Below are 19,936 nucleotides of genomic sequence, written 5' to 3'. Positions count from 1 at the left end.
CGTCGTGTTCTGGAGGCCGATGACACCTGACGATGCCTCAGGCATTGACAGCACGCTTTAAAAACACATAGCTTGAAGTTCGGCGGGACCGGTCGGGTCCGGTCCACCAGCGGCCCTCAGACCGCCGCTGACCCCTGCCGACAGACATTGGAGGTGTCTGGCTTGAGCACCAGAGAGACCTACGAGTCCCTGAACCTCGAACCCAAGCCGATCCGCCCGCACATCCTCGCCGCGGCAACCGTGGTCTTCGGCGAGGACTACTACTCGGGCCGCCGCGAGACGATCAACCTGTCCGGCTTCGTGCAGCTCAACAAGTGGCCCATGCCGGGCTTCGAGCACAAGGTCGACGAGAACGGCTACGCGCAGTTCGCCACCGAGCTGATCAGCGCGCCCGAGGTGGGCATCAAGGGGTTCAGCTACGAGTTGGACGACCGCATCCAGGTGCTGTCCAACCCGTTCCTGCCCAACAGCGGGCACGTGCGGCAGATCGTGCCGGGCAAGAACTTCCCGGCCGAGTTCTACATCCGCCGCTTCGGTATCCTGGAGTCGAGCACGCTGCGGCTCGCCCACCGCAACGTCATCGACATCTACGGCGTGGTCGACAGCGTCCCGCCGTTCAAGAAGCCGCTGACCGGGCCCTACCTGGGCAAGCCGCGCGGTGACGGTCCCTTCGACGTGATGGCCGCGCCGAACGTCGTCAAGGGCACCACGCTGCCGGAGGCGTGGTACCCGGCCAACGACGAGAACCAGCCGGTCGGGATCACGCCGAACCTGTTCTTCGCGCCCAGCGCCGGCCCGTGCATGTCCATGCTGGTCGACCCGTCCATGATCATGCAGACCTCGCTGGAGGGGCAGATCGAGGTCGAGGTCAACGGCAAGACGGTGCGGGTCGACCTGGCCGGGGACTACCGCAAGGCGGCCGGTGCCGAGGTGCTGCTCTTCGGCCCGGACAAGCACGACGAGGGCCCGGGCGTGCTCGCCCAGCTGGCCCGCGTCGCGGTCGTCGGACACAGCCCGGAGCTGGGTGGCCGGGTCATGCTGCGGGCGAGCTGGCCGCGGGTCTCCGGCGGCACGCTGGGCGAGGGCAACGAGGACAGCCTCAGCCGGCTCAAGTTCCCCGGCGACCTGCACATCGACGCCGAGTTCGAGCTGGTCACGCCGCACGAGACGCTCTACGCCGCCAACTCCGTGCACGTCAACGGCAAGATGCGCGGCATGGAGGCCACCGGCACCGAGCTCAAGCTGGACGGCTCGGACACCGCCCTGGTCACCGTGGACGAGCAGCCGAAGGCTCGCCTCACCGGCGTCAACCTGGTGATGCGGGACGCGCTGGTCGGCGAGCACGCCGCGGTGAACGCCTGACCGACGGGTCCGCTTGACGGGCCTGCCGGCCAGAGGTTCTACTAGTAAAACCAATAGCAACGTACCGTCACGATGTCCCTCCCGGCTGCTACGGCGGTCGGGAGGGACGCGCGCTCAGGGGGTACCGCGTGGACCAGCGGCTGCTGCTCATGCACCAGATGATGCTCGGCGACGCGCCCCGGCTGCGGGCGTACGACAGGGCGCTGGAGGAGGCCGTCACCCCCGGCGACGTGGTGGTCGACGTGGGCGCGGGGTTGCTCGCGCTCTCCCTGCTGGCGCTGCGGCACGGCGCCGAGCACGTGTACGCGGTCGAGGCCGACCCGGCCACCGCCGCGGCGGCGGCCCGCATCATCGAGGCCAACGACCTCAAGGGACGGCTCACCCTGGTCACCGGCGACGCCCGTACGGTCCGGCTGCCCCGCAAGGCGGACGTGCTGGTCTCCGAGATGATGGGAAACCTCGGCCCGGAGGAGGAGATGGCCGAGGTGCTGCACGTGATCGCCCGTCGCCACCTGCGCCCCGGCGGCCGGGTGGTGCCCCGGCGGCTGCGGACCTGGCTGGCCGCGGCCGAGTTCGCCGACGAGGGCTGGGGGCTGTGGGGCGGCGACTTCTACGGCTACCGGCTCGACCCGGTGCAGGAGCTCGTGGCCCCGGCGGCCCAGCTGCACTTCTTCCAGCGTCCGCCGAAGCTGCTGACCGAGCCCACAGTGGTGCTCGACCAGGCGCTCGACGGCCGGTCGCCGTCCCGGCAGACGCTGCGGCAGCGGCTGCCGGTCATCGCGCCGGGGAGGCTGCACGCCGTGCTCGGCTTCTTCACCGCCGACTTCACCGACGACGTGACGCTGTCGAACTTCCCGTCGTACCCCGGATGCAACTGGGCGGTCTGGGTGTGGCCGCTGCGGCACACCGACGTGGCCGAGGGCGACGAGCTGTCCGTCGCCCTGCGCCGGCCGGCCCGGCGCGACGTCCGCGCCGTGACCGGCTGGCGGCTGGAGTGCGGCCTGTCCCGGCAGAGGAGGTCCTGATGCCCTTCGCGGTGGGTACCGTCCGCGACATTCCCGTCCGTGGTGCTCTCAAGCTCTGCGGCCTGACCTGGTCCGCGGAGTGCCTCTGGTTCTCCGAGGCGGTCTCCAGCCAGATCGCCTCCCTGGACCCGATCAGCGGCAAGGTGGTCCGCCGGCTCGACTGCCCCGGCGTGCGCACCGACCTGACCACGATCGGCGGGCGGCTGCTGCAGGTGGCGGGCGACGACCGCGTGCTGCGGCTGGTCGATCCCGAGGACGGCGAGCTGCTCGGCGAGTTCGGCAACCCGCGCCCCGGCAACGTGCTGTGCGGGCTGGAGGCGACCCGGCACGGGCTCTGGCTGGGCTACGAGGACCTGCGCCAGGTCGACCTGCGCGACCCGGACGGTTTCGGGCTGATCGACACGTTCCCGGTCCGGCAGCCGATCGCCGGCCTGACCGTCTCCGACAGCTACCTCGTCTACTCCGACCGCGACGCGGCCACCATCAACCTGTACGACGTGGCGGCCCGCCGGGAGGTGGCCGCCTACTCGGTCGCGGGCAACCCGACCGGCATCACCTGGGACGGCCGCCGCATCTGGTACTGCGACTTCACCACCCTGCAGCTCCGGGCGATCGAGGTGCCGGGCATCACGAAGGGTTGACGTCCATGGCGACCACGCGCGCTCTGCTGGCCCGCTCGACCCGGATCGGCGCGGTCGGCGCCGCCCACCTGCTGCCGGTGCTGCCGGCGGCGCTGGTCAAGGCGGTCCGAGGTGACCGGGCGGCGGCCCGCCGGCTGCTGTACCGCCGTCTCACCACGTTGCTGATGCGGCTCGGCCCGACGTTCGTCAAGGCCGGCAGGTGCTCGGCACCGGCGCGACGTGCTGCCGGCCGCGCTCTGCGACGAGCTGTCGGTGCTCAGGACCGGTCGACCGATGACCCCAACGCAAGCTTGATACGCTTTTGACAGTAGCCTCCGGCGGGTCGATCTCTAGCCGCTTGGGTTAGAAAGGAAGGACCCGGCGATGGTAAGGGCTTCCCTCTCTCAGGTTTCCACACCACGATGTCCCTGCCCCCGAGTCCGTCGATAGTCTCCACCTTCAAATAGGTAACAATCCCTGGGTTTAACTGTCATCAAGGCTTCGGCGTGAGTGTGGACCCCTTAGGCGGGTCCTTGTCAGGGATGAAGTGCCAAGTATGAATCGAGCAGCCGAATTACAGCAGAAGATGGTGTGATTTGACCGATCGCTTTCATTAACTTTACTTACGGACACCGCCGGGTTCTTCAAGTCTACCGCGCCCGGTGATGGCCCGGCTGCCGATGCTGCGCGGCGTCCCGGTGCGGGAGGTGGTCGAGAACATGTGCGGAGCGGTGTTCGGCCAGCTCGACTTCGCCCGGGAGGCGGAGAACCTGCGCCGGCTCAAAGAGAACTTCGCCGTGGTGCCCCCGGGTCCGGGTGCCCGGCGTACGCGACGACGCCTGCCGGCCGCGCTGCCTGGTCATGGAGTTCATGCCGGACCTCGACGTGGACGTGGCGCGGTCGATGTCGGCGGCCGTGCGAAAGCGGTTCGCCGCCTCCGCGATGACAGCGATCTACCACATGCTCTTCGTGGACGGATTCGTCCACTGCGACATGCACCCGGGCAACCTCTACTTCACCCGGGGCGCCCAGGTGGTGGTGCTCGACGCCGGGTTCAGCGTGCAGCTCACCGAGGAGCTGCGCCGGTTGTTCGCGGAGTTCTTCATGAACATGTCGATCGGGCGCGGCCGGTACTGCGCCGAGATCGTGGTGCGCAGCGGCACCGGCCTGCGGCCGGACGCCGACGTGGAGACGTTCCTGGTCCGGATGGCCGACCTGGTGGAGCGCAGCCACGGGCTGCCGGCCCGGGAGTTCAGCCTGATCGCGTTCGCCGCGGAGATGTTCGACCTGCAACGCCGCTACGGCGTGCACGCCGCGCCGGAACTCATCTTCCCGCTGCTGTCGCTGCTGGTGATCGAGGGGACGGTACGCGAGCTCGACCCCGACCTCGACTTCCAGGAGCTGGCCAAGCCGGTGCTGATGCGCGGGCTCTTCGGCCGCCGGGCCGCCGCCTGACCGCTGGCCGAACGGTCCGCCGGGCCTGGCCGGTCGCTTCGACAGCGCGGCCCCACCTGCGCAAACAGCCGACTAAAATATACGATAGCGGAATGGCACAGACTGGCCTCGCCGGCAAGCGCTCCTACCACCAGTACTGCGGGCTCGCGTCCGCGCTCGACGTGCTGGGCGAACGCTGGACGCTGCTGATCATCAGGGAGCTGCTGATGGGTCCCCGGCGCTACAGCGAACTGCTCGCGGACCTGCCCGGCATCGGCACGAACCTGCTCGCCGACCGGCTCAAGTTCCTCGTCGACTCGGGCGTGCTGCGGCAGGTCGACGTGCACGGCACCGGCGGCCGGCTCTCCTACGAGCTGACCCCGACCGGGCAGGCGCTGCGGCCGATGGTGCTCGGGCTCGCGCACTGGGGCCTGGAGTTCGTCGGTGACCTGAACGCCGAGGACACGGTCCGCCCGCACTGGGGCTTCCTCGCCGTGGAGGCGATGTTCCAGTGGGACAAGATCTCCCCGATCGACGAGAGCTACCAGTTCCAGGTCGACGACGAGGTCTTCCGCATCGACGTCGCCGGCGGGGTGCCGCGCGTGGCGAAGGGGCCGTCCGACGACCCGGCGATGGTGGCGACCACCGACGCGGCCACGTTCGTGCGCATCGGCGCCGGGCGGGTCACGCCGCTGATGGCGATGGTCGGCGGGCAGCTCAAGCTGGAGGGCGACATCGACGCGGTGCTGCGCTGCTGCGAGCTGCTCGGCCTGGACGCCGGCGCCGCGCCCGCCGCTCAGACGACCTCCGGTCACTGACCCGCGCCAGGGGGTGACGGGACCGGATCACTATATTATTCTGAACTAGCCTCGGCGTTCGTCGGGGCCCGTCGTCGTCCGGCACGCCGCGCCCGTGCGGCACCTCCCGAGCACTGTGGTCCCACGGGGACGACCGGTCCGCCCTCCGTCGCCCGAGCGCCTGACGGCGTCCGTGCGCGTCGCGGGGGCGACCCCGCGCGGCGCGTACGCCGGCACCGACGACCGGCCGTCAAGCGACAGGAGCCGGCATGACGGACACGGTGCGACACGATCCGGAGGCGCTGCCCAGGGCGGTACGGGACGACTTCCCCCTGCTGGCCCGCCGGGCCGGCGACCTCGTCGCCTACCTGGACAACGCCGCCACCACGCAGAAGCCCCGCGTCGTCCTGGACGCGATCACCGACTACTACACCGGGGCGAACAGCAACGTCGGGCGCGGCTACCACCGGCTCGGCCTGGAGTCCACCGAGCGGTACGAGCAGGCCCGCGAGAGCGTCGCGCGGGCGATCGGCGCGGCGCAGCCGGAGGAGGTGCTCTTCACCGCCGGCACCACCGCCGCGGTCAACCTGGTCGCGGACACCGCCGGGCAACGGGTGGCCGGGCCGGGCCGGCGGGTCGTGGTGACCGGCATGGAGCACAACAGCAACCTGCTGCCGTGGCGCCGGCTCTGCGACCGTACGGGCGCCACGCTCACAGTGGTGCCGGCCGGACCGGACGGGCGGGTCGGGGCCGACCGGTTCGCCAGCGCGCTCGGCCCGGACACCGCGCTGGTGGCGGTCACCCACGTCTCGAACGTGCTCGGCACCGTCAACCCGGTACGGGAGATGACCGCCGCCGCCCGCCGGGCCGGCGCGCTGGTGGTGGTCGACGGCGCCCAGGCCGTACCGCACCGGCCGGTCGACGTGCGCGACCTCGACGCCGACTTCTACTGCTTCTCCGGGCACAAGGCGTACGGGCCGATGGGCGTCGGCGTGCTGCACGGCCGCCGGGACCTGCTCGCCGGGCTGCCCCCGTACCAGGTGGGCGGCGGCACCGTGAAGGGCGTCGCGGCCGACCAGCCGGTCCGCTACCTCGACGGGCCGGCCCGGTGGGAGGCCGGCACGCCGCACGTGGCCGGCGCGGTCGGGCTGGCCGCCGCCCTGGACTACCTGCGCGACCTCGGCTGGGACGCGATCCGCCGGCACGACCGGGCGCTGGTCCGGCACGCCGTCGACGTGCTCGCCGCGATCGACCGGGTGCGGGTGGTCGGTGACCCGGCCGCCGACCCCAGCGGCATCGTCTCGTTCGTGGTCGAGGGCATCCACCCGTACGACGTCGGGGCGCACCTGGACCGGCACGGCGTGGCGGTGCGCTGCGGCGTGCACTGCGCCAGCACCTTCCTCGACGAGATGGGCCTGCTCGGCACGGTCCGGCTCTCCTTCGGCGTCTACAACACCACCGCCGAGATCGACCTCGTCGGCGAGCTGCTCGCCGGCGTACGACCGGGTCCCTGGACCACCGACCACCCCGACGTCCGGTTCCTCTGAGCAGCGCCCGGAAGGGAGCGTCATGAGGTTCGACACCCGGCTGGTGCACGTCGGCCAGCGACCAGTGCCCGGCACCGGCGACGTGGTGCCGCCGATCCACCTCGCCACCACCTACGACCGCACCGCCCAGGACCCGCCCCGCTACTTCTACGCCCGGGGCGAGCAGCCCAACCGGGAGGCGCTGGAGGAGTGCCTCGCCGCGCTGGAGGACGCCCGGCACGCGACCGTCTACACCAGCGGGCAGGCCGCCGCCACGACGGCGCTGTCGCTGGTGCCGCCGGGCCGGCTGGTGCTCGCCTCCGACGACGTGTACGGCGGCACCCACCAGTTGCTCGCCGCCGCCGCCGAGCGCGGCGTGACGGTCCGGCCGGTGGATTTCGCCGACCCGGCCGAGCGGGACCGCGCGCTGTCCGAATGCGGCCCGGAGCTGGCCATGGTGTGGCTGGAGACGCCCACCAACCCGCTGCTCAAGGTCGCCGACATCGCCGCGGTGTCCGACCTCGCGCACCGGCACGGCGCCCTGGTGGTGGTGGACAACACGCTGGCCGGGCCGGTGCTGCAACGACCGCTCGCGCACGGCGCGGACATCACGCTCTACAGCACCACCAAGTCCGTCGCCGGTCATCTCGACGTGCTCGGCGGCGCGCTCGTCTACCAGGACGAGGAGCTGCACCGGCGGTTCCTGGCCTACCGCACGGTGGCCGGCAACGCCCCCGGCGGCTTCGACTGCTACCTCACCCACCGCGGCCTGAAGACGCTGTCCCTGCGCACCGCCCGGCAGGTGGAGAACACCCGCGCGGTGGTGGCGGCGCTGCTGGCCGAGCCGAGCGTCGCGACGGTCAGCTATCCGGGCCTGCCCACGCATCCGCAGCACGCGGTGGCGGCCCGGCAGATGACCGCGCCCGGCGCGCTCGCCGCCTTCGAGTACCGCGGCGACCCGGCCAAGCTGCTCGACCGGGTACGCCTGTTCACCGCCGCGGTCAGCCTCGGCGGCGTCCGCTCCCTGATCGAGTGCCCGGCGCTGATGACCCACCGCCCGGTGCCGCCCGAGGTACGCCGGCGTCTCGGGTTGACCGACCGGCTGATCCGGATCTCACCCGGCATCGAGGACGCGGCCGACCTGGTCGAGGACCTGGTCACCGCGCTGCGTGACGGCGCCTGACCCGCTGACCGGCATTACCGCCCCGCGAAGGAGGAGACATGTCCGCATTCACGACCGGCGGCGCCCCGGTGGTGCTCGACGGAGGACTCGCCACCGAGTTGCAGCGCGCCGGGCTGCCGTACCAGCCCCCGTGGTGGGGCACCGCGGCGCTGCTGGCGGACAGCCGGCGGCGCGTGCTGCGCGACGTCCACGAGCGGTTCCTGACCGCCGGGGCGCAGGTGCTCACCGCGAACACGCTGCGCTGCAACCTGCGGGCGCTGCGCCGCGCCGGGCTGGAGGACGCCGGCCTCGGCTGGATGGTGCACGCGGCCGTCGGCGTCGCGCTCGCCGCCCGCAACACGGCCGGCGCGCCCGGCACCCGGATCGCCGCGTCGATGGCTCCGGTGGAGGACTGCTACCGGCCGGACCTGGTGCCGGCCGACGGCGAGCTGCGTGAGGAGCACCGCTGGCTGGCCGTGGAGCTGGTCCGGGCCGGGGTGGAGCTGGTGCTGGTGGAGACCATGAACACCGCCCGCGAGGCACGCATCGCGGTGGAGCAGGTACGCGAGGTGGGCGCCCGGGCCTGGGCCGCCTTCGTCTGCGACGACCAGGGCCGGCTGCTGTCCGGCGACTCCCTGGTGGACGCCGCCCGCGCGGTGCGCGCCGCCGGGGCCGAGGTGGTGCTTGTCAACTGCACCGCCCCGGAGGCGACCGAGCGGTGCCTGCGGGCGCTGCGCGACGCCGACGACGGCCCGATCGGCGCGTACCCGAACCTGGAGGACCGCCGCGACGGCGCGCCCGGGCCGCGCCCGCTGCTCGACCCCGCCGAGTTCGGCGACCTGGTCGCCGGCTGGGCGGTGGAGTACCGGCTCGCCGTGGCCGGCGGGTGCTGCGGCGCGTCGCCGGCGCACATCGCCGCGCTGACGGCCCGGCTGAACGCCCCGGTGGCGGCCGTCGACTGACGCCGCCCGCAGGTCCGCCGGCCCGGCGCGGGCCGGGTCAGCCAACGAAGGGAGAACGAGACGGTGAGCGGCTCGACGATCGCATCGCCCGTCGAGGTGGTGCGCAGCCTGCCCGGCCCGGCCGGCTACATGTGCGGCCTGACCTGGGACGGCACCTGGCTCTGGCACTCCGACCAGGACGCCGCGCGGATCTTCGCGATCGACCCGGCGGACGGCGCGGTACGCCGGTCGTTCGCGTACCCGGATGTGCGGGCCGACCTGGGATACGCGGACGGAAAACTGTGCCAGATCGGCGGCCGGCCGAAGCGGATCCTGCTGATCGACCCGGCCACCGGCCAGACCGTCGGGTCGAAGCCGGTACGGCCCTCCAACGGCCGGGTCACCGGCATGGAGACCGGGCCCGAGGGCGTGTGGCTCTGCCTGCGCGCTCCCGCGGTGATCCAGCTACGGGACTTCGAGACCATGACGGTGCAGCGGGAGCACCCGGTCGTGGGGTCGCCCTCGGGCCTCACGTACGCCGAGGGTCACGTGCTCTACGCCGAGTTCGAGGACGGCCTGCTGCACGCGGTCGACGCGGAGTCGGGCCGGTTGGTCGCCACGGTGCGGCTGCCGGGGCATCCGACCGGGCTGGCCTGGGACGGCGAGCTGGTCTGGTACTGCGACTTCGCCGACCGGCGGTTCAAGGCGGTCCGGCTGCCGGACGTGCTCGGCGGCTGACCGGCCCGGTGGGGGCGGCGGCCCGGCCGCCCCCACCCGCCCGGCGTCAGGGCACCCGGTCGCGCGCGTCGAACTGCTCCTGCCGGCGGTCGCGCTCACCGCCGGCGCCGGCGGACGGCGGCCGGCAGCGGCCGGCGCAGCCGCACGAGCAGCCGGAGGCAGCCGGCTCCGCCCGCTGAGGATCTTCGGTGTCCGGCCAACCGCCGGTGTGGCACGCGATCATCGCTTCTCCCTGCTCTGCGGTGGGACGCGCCGGAGAGCCCGGCGCGGTCGGACGGGGCGGGCAGCGGGTCGACTATTTACTTGAGAATCATATGGTAAATTCGCTGGCGGGTGCCAGCTCCTGACAGGAGGGACGCCATGCGCGTCAGCGTGACCGACGACCCCGCGACCACGACGGCCGCCCGCACCGGCGGGCCGCCCGCACCGGCCGACCCGCTGCGCGCCGCCTCCTTCGCGGAGCTGCGGTCGCTGTTCGCGATGGAGCCCGACGCGGTCCACCTCAACACCGGCACCATCGGCGTGATGCCGTACGAGGTGCTGGACGTCAACGACCGGGTGACCCGGGAGTGGAACGGCGGACTGCGCAACGTCTACCCGCCCGGCATGTACCCCGAGCACCGCGCCGCCATCGGCCGGGCGTTCGGCGTCGACCAGGACGAGATGGTGATCTGCCACAACGCCACCGAGGGGGTGGCCCGCGTCATCAACGGGCTCGACCTGCACGAGGGCGACGAGGTCATCACCACCAGCCACGAGTGCTACTCGGTGCTGTCCAACTTCAACCTGCTGCGCAACCGGCACCGGATCACGCTCACCGTGCTGACCCCGCCGGTCGGGCCGGACGTCACCGCCGAGGAGATCGTCGACATGTTCGCCCGGGCGATCACGCCGCGGACGAAGGTGCTGGCGTTCGCCGCCGTCACGCTGTTCACCGGCACCCGGATGCCGGTGCGCCAGCTCTGCGACCTGGCCCAGCAACACGGCCTGACCACAGTGGTCGACGGCGCGCTGCTGCCCGGCCTGTTCGACACCGACCTGCGCGCGCTCGGACCCGACTTCGTCACCTGCTCCGGCTCGAAGTTCCAGTGCGGGCCGCTCGGCACCGGGCTGCTCTACGTCCGTAACAAGGTCCACCCCGAGCACAACCCGCTGCCGCTGCCGACGTTCTGGCCGGTCATCTCCACCTGGTACCCGATGATGGGCGCCCCGCCACCGCGTACCACCACCCGGGTGGAGAGCTACAACATGGGCGACTACCTGCAGAGCGCCGGCAGTGCCAGCATCGCCCGGGGCGCCGCCCTGGCGAAGGCGTGCGAGCTGTGGGACCGCATCGGCCGGGACCGGATCGAGCGGCACGCGGTGGCGCTCGGCGCGCACACCCGCGCCCGGATCGTCGAGCGGTTCGGCGTCGAGTCGCTGTACTCACCGCTCACCGACGACCGGCTGACCGCGCCGCTGGTGGCGTTCAACCCGTTCCCCGACCGGGCCGACGGCTGGAACATCACCAAATTCGCCCGCCTCGTCGACGAGCTGGAGAGCCGGCACCGGATCTGGACCCGGTGGACCGAGTTCGACGTCGCCGGCTCACCGCACCAGCACTACGCCGCCCGGATCTGCACCCACCTCTACAACACCGCCGAGGAGGTCGACCTCGCCGTCGACGCCATCGCCGACCTCGTCCGGGAGCTGTCATGACCGTCGCCCCGTACCGGCCGGAGCCGGCCACCGCGCGGCGGCGCGGCGGCGTGCTGCGGGTGGTCGCGCCCACCGACGCCGCACCGCTGGACCCCAGCTGCGCCCCCGCGTCGGCGGCCCCGTTCGTCCGGCTGCACACCCGGCAGCTCGTCACCTGGCAGACCGCCCGGGACGTCCGCGACTGGCAGGCCGTCACGCCGGTGCCCGACCTCGCCCTGGAGGTCCCCTCCACCTGGAACGCCGGGCTCGGCGCCAGCCATCGCAGCTACGTGTTCCACATGCGCCCCGGCGTCCGCTGGGACACCCCCGACCGGCGTCCGGTCACCGCGCACGACGTGGTCCGCGGCTTCAAACGGATGTGCAACCCGGTCCGGCCCTCACCGTCGCTCGCGTACTTCGCGAGCACCGTGCGCGGCCTCGCCGACTTCGCCACCGCCTGGGCGGCGGAGGCCACCCACCGGGCCGGGGACGCGGCGACGCTGGCCGCGTACCAGAACGCGCACGAGATCCCCGGCGTCTTCGCGCTCGACGACGAGACGCTCGTCATCGAGCTGGCCCGGCCGGCGCTGGACTTCGTGCACATGCTCGCGCTGCCCGCGGCGTCGGCGGTGCCCGTCGAGCACGACGCGTTCGTCCCCGGCAGCCCCGAGGCCGCCGCCCACCTGCGCGCCAACGGGCCGTACCGGGTGCGGCGGCACCGGCCCGGCGAATGGGTCGAACTGGTCCGCAACCCGGCCTGGGAGCCCGCCGCCGACCCGTACCGGCGGGCCGAGGCCGACCGGGTGGAGCTGCGCCTGAGCGACGGCGCCGGCCGCGCCGACGCGGAGCCCACCGACGCGCCGGCCGAGGTGCCGGTCGCGCCCGCAGTCGGCGGGCTGCCGGCCGCCGAGCCGGTCGACGGCGACGGCGCGCTCGGCTGGGCGCTCGACCCGTACCTCCTGCTCAACCTGCGCGACCCGGTCTGGGCCGACCCCCGGGTACGGCAGGCCGTGGCGCTCGCCGTGGACAAGGCCGCGGCGGCCGACCGTACCGGCGGCACCGCCCCGGCGTGCCGGTACGGATCGCGGGCTCGCTGATCCCGCCGGGCAACGCCGGGCACGACACGGCCGATCCTTACCCCACCGGTGATCCGGCGCGGGCTCTTGAACTGCTCGCCTCGGCGGGCCACGCCGACGGCACGCCGCTGGTCCTGATCCACCCCGCACTTTCGGCCTCGGACCCGAGGTGGCGCACGCCTGCACACCTTCTTTTGGGATTAGGACCGGGTGGAGCTGCGCCTGAGCGAGGAGATAGCAGCGCCGACGCGGAGCCCACCGACGCGCCGGCCGAGTGCCGGTCGCGCCCGCAGTCGGCGGGCTGCCGGCCGCCGAGCCGGTCGACGGCGACGGCGCGCTCGGCTGGGCGCTCGACCCGTACCTCCTGCTCAACCTGCGCGACCCGGTCTGGGCCGACCCCCGGGTACGGCAGGCCGTGGCGCTCGCCGTGGACAAGGCCGCGGTGGCCGACCTGTACCGGCGGCACCGCCCCGGCGTGCCGGTACGGATCGCGGGCTCGCTGATCCCGCCGGGCAACGCCGGGCACGACACGGCCGATCCGTACCCCACCGGTGATCCGGCGCGGGCCCGTGAACTGCTCGCCTCGGCGGGCCACGCCGACGGCACGCCGCTGGTCCTGATCCACCCGCACTCCGGCCTCGGACCCGAGGTGGCGCACGCCTGCGCGAGCGACCTCACCCGGGCCGGCCTGCCGACCCGGGCGGTCGGGCTCGCCGACGCCGCGTACACCGAGGCGCTGCGCGCCCCCGCCACCGCCGGCGGCTGGCAGCTCGCGGTGGCGGCGCGCGTACCCGACTGGCTGGAGCACAACGGGCGGGTCTTCGCGCAGGCGATGCTCCAGGCGACCCCGGTGCCCGGCGGCGCCAACCACGGCGGCTACGCCGCACCCGAGGTGGACGCGCTGATCGAGCGGGCGCTCGACGCGCCGGAGCCGTGGCGGGCCGACGCCGCCTGGCGGGCCGCCGCGGAGCGCGCGGTCGCCGACGTGGCGGTGGTGCCGATCCTGCACCGGGCGCCGGTGGCCGCGCCGAGGCGACCGGACCGGGTCGACGGGATCACGCCGCTGCCCCCGCAGGGGTACGCGGTGGACCTGACCGCCGCACGCCCGGGGGTGGACGAGTGAACCCGCTGGTCCGCGACTACCTGCTGCTCGGCCTGCGCCTCGGCCGGCTGGTCGACGGGCTCGTCGACTGCTACTACGGTGACCCGGCGCTGCGCGACCAGGTCGCCGCCGAACCGCCGCCCGACCCCCGCGAGCTGTCCCGCCAGGCCGGCCGGACGCTCGCCGCCCTCGACGACAGCGACCTCGAACCGGCCCGCCGCCGGTACCTCACCGCCCAGCTCGCCGCGCTGCGCGCGGTCGCCGACCGGCTCGCCGGCACGCCGATGTCGTTCCGGGAGGAGGTGCGCGCCTGTTACGACGTCGACGTGACCCGCACCCCGCCGGAGCGGTACGCGGCGGTGCACGACGAGATCGACGCGCTGCTGCCCGGGCCGGGACCGCTCGTGGACCGGGTGGAGGAGTTCTACCGGCGCAACACCGTCCCGCCGGAACGGCTGCACCGCTGCGTGCAGGCGGTCTCCGACGCGCTGCGCGAGCGGACCCGGGACCGGTTCGGCCTGCCCGGGACCGAGCGTGTCGAGTACACGGTGGTCCGGGACGCGCCGTGGAACGCGTACAACAGCTACCTGGGCGGCTTCCGCTCCGCCGTGGCGCTGAACGCGGCGAGCGGCCGGTCGGTGGCCGCGCTGCCGATCATCGTGGCGCACGAGTCGTACCCCGGCCACCACACCGAGCACTGCCTGAAGGAGGCCGGCCTGGTCCGCGACGGCGGCCAGGACGAGCACACCATCGCCCTGGTCGACACACCCCGGTGCCTGGTCACCGAGGGCCTGGCCGAGGCGGCGGTCGACGCGGTGCTCGGCCCCGGCTGGGGCGAGTGGACCGCCGGCATCCTGGCCGGGGAGGGCGTCCACGTCGAGGGCGAGCGGGTCGAGCGGATGCGCGGCCTGATCGTGCGCCTGCTGCCGGCCCGCATCGACGCCGCCCTGCTCCTGCACGACGAGGGCGGCGACCGGGCGGAGGCACTTGCCTACCTGCGGCGGTGGATGCTGCTGCCACCCGACCGGGCCGAGCAGATGGTCACGTTCGCCGCCGACCCGCTGTGGCGCGCGTACTCAGTCACCTACTCCGAGGGCGGCCGGCTGGTCGACGCCTGGCTGGCCGCCCGCGAGCCGGACACCAGCCTCGCCGACCGCTTCGACACGCTGCTGCGGGAGCCGCTGCTGCCGTCGCAGCTGCGCGCCGACGTGGCGGGGACCGCAGAGACGACGAAAGGTGTGTGTCGATGAACGGCGGCCAGCCCCGGTACGGGGGAATCCTGCGGCTCTACGGGCCCGGCAGCATGGACCATCTCGATCCGGCCTGCGCCTACTACATGCTCGGCGGGCAGATCATCCGGCTCTTCGCCCGCCAGCTGTTCACCTACCGGCCGGTCGCCGACCTGCGCGACCCGTCGGCCGTCACGCCCGTGCCCGACGTGGCCGAGGCGGTGCCGACAGTGGACAACGGCGGCATCAGCGCCGACCACACCCGCTACACGATCCGGCTGCGCCCCGGCGTGTACTGGGACACCGACCCGCCCCGCGAGGTGACCGCCGGGGACTTCGTGCGCGGCTTCAAGCGGATGGCCAACCCGGTGTTGCAGGCCGGCGGGATCGGCTACTTCACCAGCACCATCCGGGGGATGGCCGAGTACTGCGACGCGTACGCCGCCGCGATCACCTCGGCCGAGCCGGCCGCCGCCGAGCTGGCCGCGTTCCAGAACAACCACGAGATCGCCGGCGTCCGCGCGGTCGACGACCGGACGATCGTCTTCGACCTGATCCGCCCGGCGGTGGACTTCCTGCACATCCTGGCGCTGCAGTGCGCCTCCGCCGCCCCGGTCGAGTACGACGAGGTGCTGCCCGACAGCGCGGAGTTCCGGCGGCGGGTGCGCTCCAACGGGCCGTACCGGATCACCCACTACGCCCACGGCGAGTCGGTGCGGCTGGACCGCAACCCGGTGTGGCGCAAGGCGTCCGACCCGGTGCGCCAGCAGTACCTGGACGGGGTCGAGGTGACCATGGAGATCGCCAGCCCGCAGCAGGTGGGGGAGGTGATCGACAGTGGCCGCGCCGACCTGTCCTGGGCGTCACCGATCACCGAGCCGTACGACGTGGCGCCCACCGACCCGGGCAACGACCTCGGCTACGCGCTCAACCCGTACCTGGTGTTCAACCTGCTCAGCCCGAACGCCGACCGGGCGATGAGCAAGCTCAAGGTGCGCCAGGCCATCGCGTACGCGATAGACAAGGCGGCGATCGCCGAGATCTACCACGGCCTGGAGGCCGGGACGGTGATGTTGTCCGGGCACACGGCGATCCCGCCCGGCAACGACGGGCACGTCGACTTCAACCTGTACCCGACACCGGGGGACCGGGGCGACCCGGAGCGCTGCCGGGCGCTGCTGGCCGAGGCGGGCTACCCGGACGGGCTCACCCTCACCGCCGTGCACCGGGACGTGGACGCCAACCCGGAGGTGGCCCGCTCCTACGCCGCCGACCTGGAGAAGGGCGGCATCAGCGTCCGTCTGGTCTCGCTCGGCCACGCCGAGTACTACCAGTTCCTGCGCGACCCGGCCAACGCCCGCGCCGGCGCCTGGGACATCTCCGCCCCGTCCTGGACGCCCGACTGGTTCGGCCCGAACGGGCGCACCTACGTCCAGCCGATGTTCCAGACCAACACGTCCCGCGGCACCAGCAACTACGGCGGTTACAGCAATCCGGAGGTCGACCGGCTGATCGAGGAGGCGCTCGGCGCCACCGACCGGGCCCGCGCCACCGAACTGTGGCACCAGGTCGACCTGTGCGTCATGCGGGACGCCGCGATCGTGCCGATCCTCGTGCACGCCCCGACCATCCCGCACCGCAAGGGCCGGCGGGTCCGCAACGCGATCGCCATGCCCACGGTGGACCGCTGGTTCGACCTGTCCAACCTCTGGCTGGAGGAGTCCGCATGACCACGGCAGACGCATCGACGGACCTCGGACTGATCCCCGGCGCGGACGGCCCGCGCCGCGGCGGCACGCTCACCCTGGTCGGCGCGGGCGACGTCGACCACCTCGACCCGGCGCTGGCGTACCACACGGTGACCCGGGGGATAGTCCGCGCGTACACCCGGCAGCTGGTCACCTACCCGTCGACCCGCGACCACCGGCGGGCCGGGGACCTGGTGCCGGACCTGGCGGTGGCGGCGGACGGGCCGTACGACGCCGAGGGCCGCCGCTACCGGTTCACGCTGCGCGACGGGCTGCGCTGGGACCTGCCCAACGGACCCCGGCCGTTGACCGCCGCCGACGTGGTACGCGGCATCAAGCGGCTGGCCCACCCGATGGCGCCCAGCCCCGGCCTGCCCTACTACCTGAGCACCGTCGAAGGGCTTGCCGAGTTCCGCGACGACCTGCTCACCCTGCCCCGCGACCTCAACGTGGTGGCGCCCTACCTGGAGGCCGCCGAGGTGCCCGGGCTGCGGGTGCTCGACGACCGGACGGTGGAGCTGATCACCCGCCGCCCCACCTCCGACTTCCTCAACCTCCTGGCGTTGCCGTTCGCCTCCCCGGCGCCGGAGGAGTACCTCTGGTTCGTGCCCGGCAGCCCCGAGCTGGACCAGCGACTCGGCTCGATCGGGCCGTACCGGATCACCGCCTACGAGCCGGACCGGCTGATCACGCTGGAGCGCAGCCGCACCTGGGACCCGGCCACCGACCCGGTCCGTGCCGCCCACGTGGACCGCATCGAGGTGCGGCAGGGGCTGGACGAGAAGACCTGCCACGACATGGTGATCCTCGGTGACGCCGACATGTTGTGGGACATCCAGCCGCTGACCGAGCGGCTGCCGGAGATGTTCGCCGCCGGGGACCCCCGGCTGGAGGTCTGCCCGGCCGGTCTGTTCAGCCCGTACCTGGTGATCAACGTGCTCAGCCCGAACGAGGGCGGTGCGCTGGGCCGCCGGGAGGTACGGGAGGCGTTGCAGTACGCGATCGACAAGACCGCCGTGGCCGAGGTCTGGGGCGGGCGTCGCCTCAACGACATCGCCGAGCAGATCCTGCCGCCGCTGTGCCGCGCGCACCGGCCGTTCGCGCCGTACGCGGCGAACGACGGCGCCGGCGACCCGGAGCTGGCCCGCCGGCTGCTCGCCGACGCCGGCTACCCCGACGGGCTCACGTTGAAGCTGGTCTACCGGGACCGGGACATCCACCCGGAGACCGCGCGGGTGGTCCGGTCCGCCGCCGCCCGGGCCGGCATCACCCTCGACCTCGTCCCGGCCGGCATCACCGAGCTGTTCGGCACATACCTGGGCCGGGCCGACGGCGCCCGCGAGGGCCGCTGGGACGTGGCGCTGTCCGGCTGGGAGCCGGACTGGCACGGCAACAACGCCCGCGTCTACCTCCAGGCCCTCTTCGACAGCTCCGGCGTCTCCGGCAACGACGACTGGGGGTCGAACTTCGGCCACTACCACAACGAGGTCGTCAACGAGCACATCGACGCGGCGCTGAGCTGCGCCGACGAGAGGGCCGCGAACGAGCACTGGCGGGCCGCCGAGCGGGAGGTGCTGCGCGACTGCGCGGTGGTGCCGATCCTCTTCGCCCACCAGTACTGGCTGCGCGGGCACCGGGTGCGCAACTGGCTGCCGTACCCGGTGCTCAACGGCGACCTGACCAACCTGTGGCTGGGGGAGGACTGACGCCCGGGCCGATGAGCGGCGACGACCACCGTCTCACCGTACGTCTCGGCGAGCTGGCCCAGGCCCACGCCGACCGGGCGGCGGCGCGCGCAGGCGTGCCCGCCGTCCGGCTGGACCGGCTGGCCGCCGAGCCGCTGCGCCTGGACGAGGACTTCTGCCGGGAGGTGGCCGACCGCTACGACGCCGCGCCGATGGTCACCGCCGGCACGGCCCGCGGGTACGCCCGGCTGGCCGCGGAGAACCTGCGGCAGTTCCGGCTGATCGGGAGGCGGGCATCCGGGTGCTGCCGTGGACCGGGCCGGGGCAGCCGTACCGGGACTCGCGGGACCTGATCGCGCGGGTCCGCGCCACCGGCCTGCTGCACGTCTTCCTCACCCGCCACGGGCACGGGCCGGCCGGCGCGGACGGCGACCATCCGCTGCGCGCCCCCGCCGGAGTCCGGGCCGGCGGGGAGGAACTGCTGCACAACGACATCTTCCGGGCGGTGCACGACGTCTTCGGACACGTCCTGTTCGGCAACACGTTCGGGCCGCGCGGCTATTTCCGGGTCCACCCCGGGCCACCCGCTGCCACCTCGCGATGTACCCGCCCGACCTGCACCCGCTGGTCTTCGCCGAGCTGGTCGGCCAGCTCTGCTGGTTCTTCCACGGGCCGCACCTGCGCCGCCCGGACGGGACGCTGCCCCGGCGCGGCGAGCCCGGGTACGTGCCGCCGCCACGGCGTCCGTACCCGCCGCAGAAACAGCTCGTGTACGACAGGCGCACCCTGAACCGGTTCGCCGCGCTGTTCACGTCGCCGGGCTGACCGCCGACATCAGGAAGTCGGGCACCCGCAGCGGCGGCATCACCATCCGGGTGAAGTAGTCGCCCCACTCCCGGGGCAGCGCCGGCACCGGCCGCCCGGCCTCGGTGGCCCGGGCCAGCAGCGACAGCGGGCTCTCGTTGAACCGGAAGTTGTGCACAGTGCCGACGATCTCGCCGTCCTCGACCAGCCGCACGCCGTCGCGGGTGAGGCCGGTCAGCAGCAGCGACGCCGGGTCGACGTCGCGCAGGTACCACAGCGAGGTGAGCAGCAGGCCGCGCCGGGTGGAGCGCACCATCTCAGGCAGCGTCGGCGCGTCCGGCCCGCCCTCCAGCACCAGGTTGTCCACCATCGGGGTGAGCGGCGCGCCGGTCTGCTCGGCGGTGTGCCGGGTCTGCACGAGCGCGGTCAGCACACCCTCGTCGATCCAGCGGGTCGGCCGCAGCGGCAGCCCGTTGTCGACCACTGCGGTCAGGTCGTCGGTGCCCCGGCTGACCGTGAACGGGGCGCAGGGCAGCAGCGGATGGTCCGGGTCACTGCGCAGCGTCAGCGGCAACGCGGTGAGGCGCTCGCCGAGCGGCAGCCGGCCGTCCGGGCGGCTGAACGCGGTACGCCCGTCCAGCGCGCCGCGCGCCCCGGCGGCCAGGTAGAGGTGGAGCATCAGGTCGGCCACGCAGTTCGGGGTGAGCAGCACCTCGTACCGTCCCGGCGGCAGCTCGACCCGGCGGCCGGGCCGCGCCAGCGTGGCGGACAGCTCGGCGGCGAGCGCCGGCACGTCCAGTCCGGTCAGGTCGGGCGCCGTCACACCGGCCCACGCCGAGTCGTCGCCGTCGCGCACGCTCAGGTCGAACAGGCCGGTGGACTGCGCGTGCCGCAGGCGGGCGCCGGTCGACGCGGCGAGGTAGGTGGTGACCACCCGGTGCTCGGTGTAGCCGTAAGAGACGCCGCTGCCCGGCCGCCGCGAACGCGTCGGCCAGGCCGGGCAGCACGTC

General features: G+C 73.3%; 18 protein-coding genes and 1 pseudogene. 18 read left to right on the top strand and 1 reads right to left on the bottom strand.

What is annotated here, in order from left to right:
- Window positions 1-162: 162 nt before the first annotated feature.
- From MCBG_RS10090 to MCBG_RS33870, 18 genes and pseudogenes are all read left to right on the top strand, one after another.
- The gene (locus MCBG_RS10090; protein WP_030499571.1) at window positions 163-1,362 is read left to right on the top strand and encodes a DUF6004 family protein; all 1,200 of its coding nucleotides are present in this window, start codon (window positions 163-165) and stop codon (window positions 1,360-1,362) included.
- A gap of 128 nt (window positions 1,363-1,490) precedes the next feature.
- Entirely contained in the window at window positions 1,491-2,387 is an 897-nt protein-coding gene (locus tag MCBG_RS10085; RefSeq protein ID WP_043325252.1) for a 50S ribosomal protein L11 methyltransferase, read from the top strand.
- Window positions 2,387-3,028 carry an NHL repeat-containing protein gene (locus MCBG_RS10080; protein WP_043325250.1) on the top strand — a complete coding sequence of 214 codons (642 nt, stop codon included), beginning with the start codon at window positions 2,387-2,389 and terminating at the stop codon, window positions 3,026-3,028. Before MCBG_RS10085 ends, MCBG_RS10080 begins: the two co-directional genes overlap by 1 nt.
- 5 nt (window positions 3,029-3,033) lie before the next feature.
- Window positions 3,034-3,333: a hypothetical protein gene (locus MCBG_RS10075; protein ID WP_043325249.1), complete on the top strand. Its 300-nt coding sequence runs from the start codon at window positions 3,034-3,036 to the stop codon at window positions 3,331-3,333.
- Window positions 3,334-3,669: 336 nt separating this feature from the next.
- Window positions 3,670-4,462: pseudogene (locus MCBG_RS10070) on the top strand (AarF/UbiB family protein); the annotation flags it as partial.
- A gap of 92 nt (window positions 4,463-4,554) precedes the next feature.
- Window positions 4,555-5,259 carry a crotonobetainyl-CoA--carnitine CoA-transferase gene (locus MCBG_RS10065; protein WP_043325247.1) on the top strand — a complete coding sequence of 235 codons (705 nt, stop codon included), beginning with the start codon at window positions 4,555-4,557 and terminating at the stop codon, window positions 5,257-5,259.
- Window positions 5,260-5,507: 248 nt separating this feature from the next.
- Window positions 5,508-6,785 carry an aminotransferase class V-fold PLP-dependent enzyme gene (locus MCBG_RS10060; protein WP_043325246.1) on the top strand — a complete coding sequence of 426 codons (1,278 nt, stop codon included), beginning with the start codon at window positions 5,508-5,510 and terminating at the stop codon, window positions 6,783-6,785.
- A gap of 22 nt (window positions 6,786-6,807) precedes the next feature.
- Window positions 6,808-7,947 (top strand): trans-sulfuration enzyme family protein, encoded by a 1,140-nt coding sequence (locus MCBG_RS10055; protein WP_043325245.1) that lies wholly within the window; start codon window positions 6,808-6,810, stop codon window positions 7,945-7,947.
- Between the two features lie 38 nt (window positions 7,948-7,985).
- Entirely contained in the window at window positions 7,986-8,888 is a 903-nt protein-coding gene (locus MCBG_RS10050) for a homocysteine S-methyltransferase family protein (RefSeq protein ID WP_043325243.1), read from the top strand.
- Between the two features lie 63 nt (window positions 8,889-8,951).
- Complete coding sequence (locus MCBG_RS10045) at window positions 8,952-9,605, top strand: NHL repeat-containing protein (RefSeq protein ID WP_043325241.1); 654 nt, start codon at window positions 8,952-8,954, stop codon at window positions 9,603-9,605.
- Between the two features lie 360 nt (window positions 9,606-9,965).
- Window positions 9,966-11,303: an aminotransferase class V-fold PLP-dependent enzyme gene (locus MCBG_RS10040; protein ID WP_043325239.1), complete on the top strand. Its 1,338-nt coding sequence runs from the start codon at window positions 9,966-9,968 to the stop codon at window positions 11,301-11,303.
- On the top strand, window positions 11,300-12,379 hold the full coding sequence (locus MCBG_RS10035; protein ID WP_223201157.1) for an ABC transporter substrate-binding protein: 1,080 nt from the start codon (window positions 11,300-11,302) through the stop codon (window positions 12,377-12,379). Before MCBG_RS10040 ends, MCBG_RS10035 begins: the two co-directional genes overlap by 4 nt.
- Before the next feature lie 253 nt (window positions 12,380-12,632).
- Window positions 12,633-13,481: an ABC transporter substrate-binding protein gene (locus tag MCBG_RS10030; protein WP_223201156.1), complete on the top strand. Its 849-nt coding sequence runs from the start codon at window positions 12,633-12,635 to the stop codon at window positions 13,479-13,481.
- Window positions 13,478-14,710 carry a DUF885 domain-containing protein gene (locus tag MCBG_RS10025; protein WP_043325237.1) on the top strand — a complete coding sequence of 411 codons (1,233 nt, stop codon included), beginning with the start codon at window positions 13,478-13,480 and terminating at the stop codon, window positions 14,708-14,710. Before MCBG_RS10030 ends, MCBG_RS10025 begins: the two co-directional genes overlap by 4 nt.
- On the top strand, window positions 14,707-16,419 hold the full coding sequence (locus tag MCBG_RS10020; RefSeq protein WP_043325235.1) for an ABC transporter substrate-binding protein: 1,713 nt from the start codon (window positions 14,707-14,709) through the stop codon (window positions 16,417-16,419). The genes MCBG_RS10025 and MCBG_RS10020 overlap by 4 nt, the downstream gene beginning before the upstream one ends.
- On the top strand, window positions 16,416-18,143 hold the full coding sequence (locus MCBG_RS10015; RefSeq protein WP_051611101.1) for an ABC transporter substrate-binding protein: 1,728 nt from the start codon (window positions 16,416-16,418) through the stop codon (window positions 18,141-18,143). Before MCBG_RS10020 ends, MCBG_RS10015 begins: the two co-directional genes overlap by 4 nt.
- Before the next feature lie 11 nt (window positions 18,144-18,154).
- Complete coding sequence (locus MCBG_RS33875) at window positions 18,155-18,475, top strand: hypothetical protein (RefSeq protein ID WP_223201155.1); 321 nt, start codon at window positions 18,155-18,157, stop codon at window positions 18,473-18,475.
- Between the two features lie 247 nt (window positions 18,476-18,722).
- Complete coding sequence (locus MCBG_RS33870; RefSeq protein WP_223201154.1) at window positions 18,723-18,947, top strand: hypothetical protein; 225 nt, start codon at window positions 18,723-18,725, stop codon at window positions 18,945-18,947.
- Here MCBG_RS33870 and MCBG_RS10005 read toward each other — a convergent pair.
- A partial coding sequence (locus tag MCBG_RS10005) for a metallopeptidase TldD-related protein (protein ID WP_223201153.1) occupies window positions 18,931-19,936 on the bottom strand: 1,006 nt, incomplete at its 5' end. The genes MCBG_RS33870 and MCBG_RS10005 overlap by 17 nt on opposite strands.

Origin of the sequence: Micromonospora sp. M42 (assembly GCF_000568915.1) — a bacterium.
GTDB classification, from domain to species: domain Bacteria; phylum Actinomycetota; class Actinomycetes; order Mycobacteriales; family Micromonosporaceae; genus Micromonospora; species Micromonospora chalcea.
Note: the sequence above shows the minus strand (reverse complement) of the source record. Positions and strands in the feature narration are given on the sequence as shown.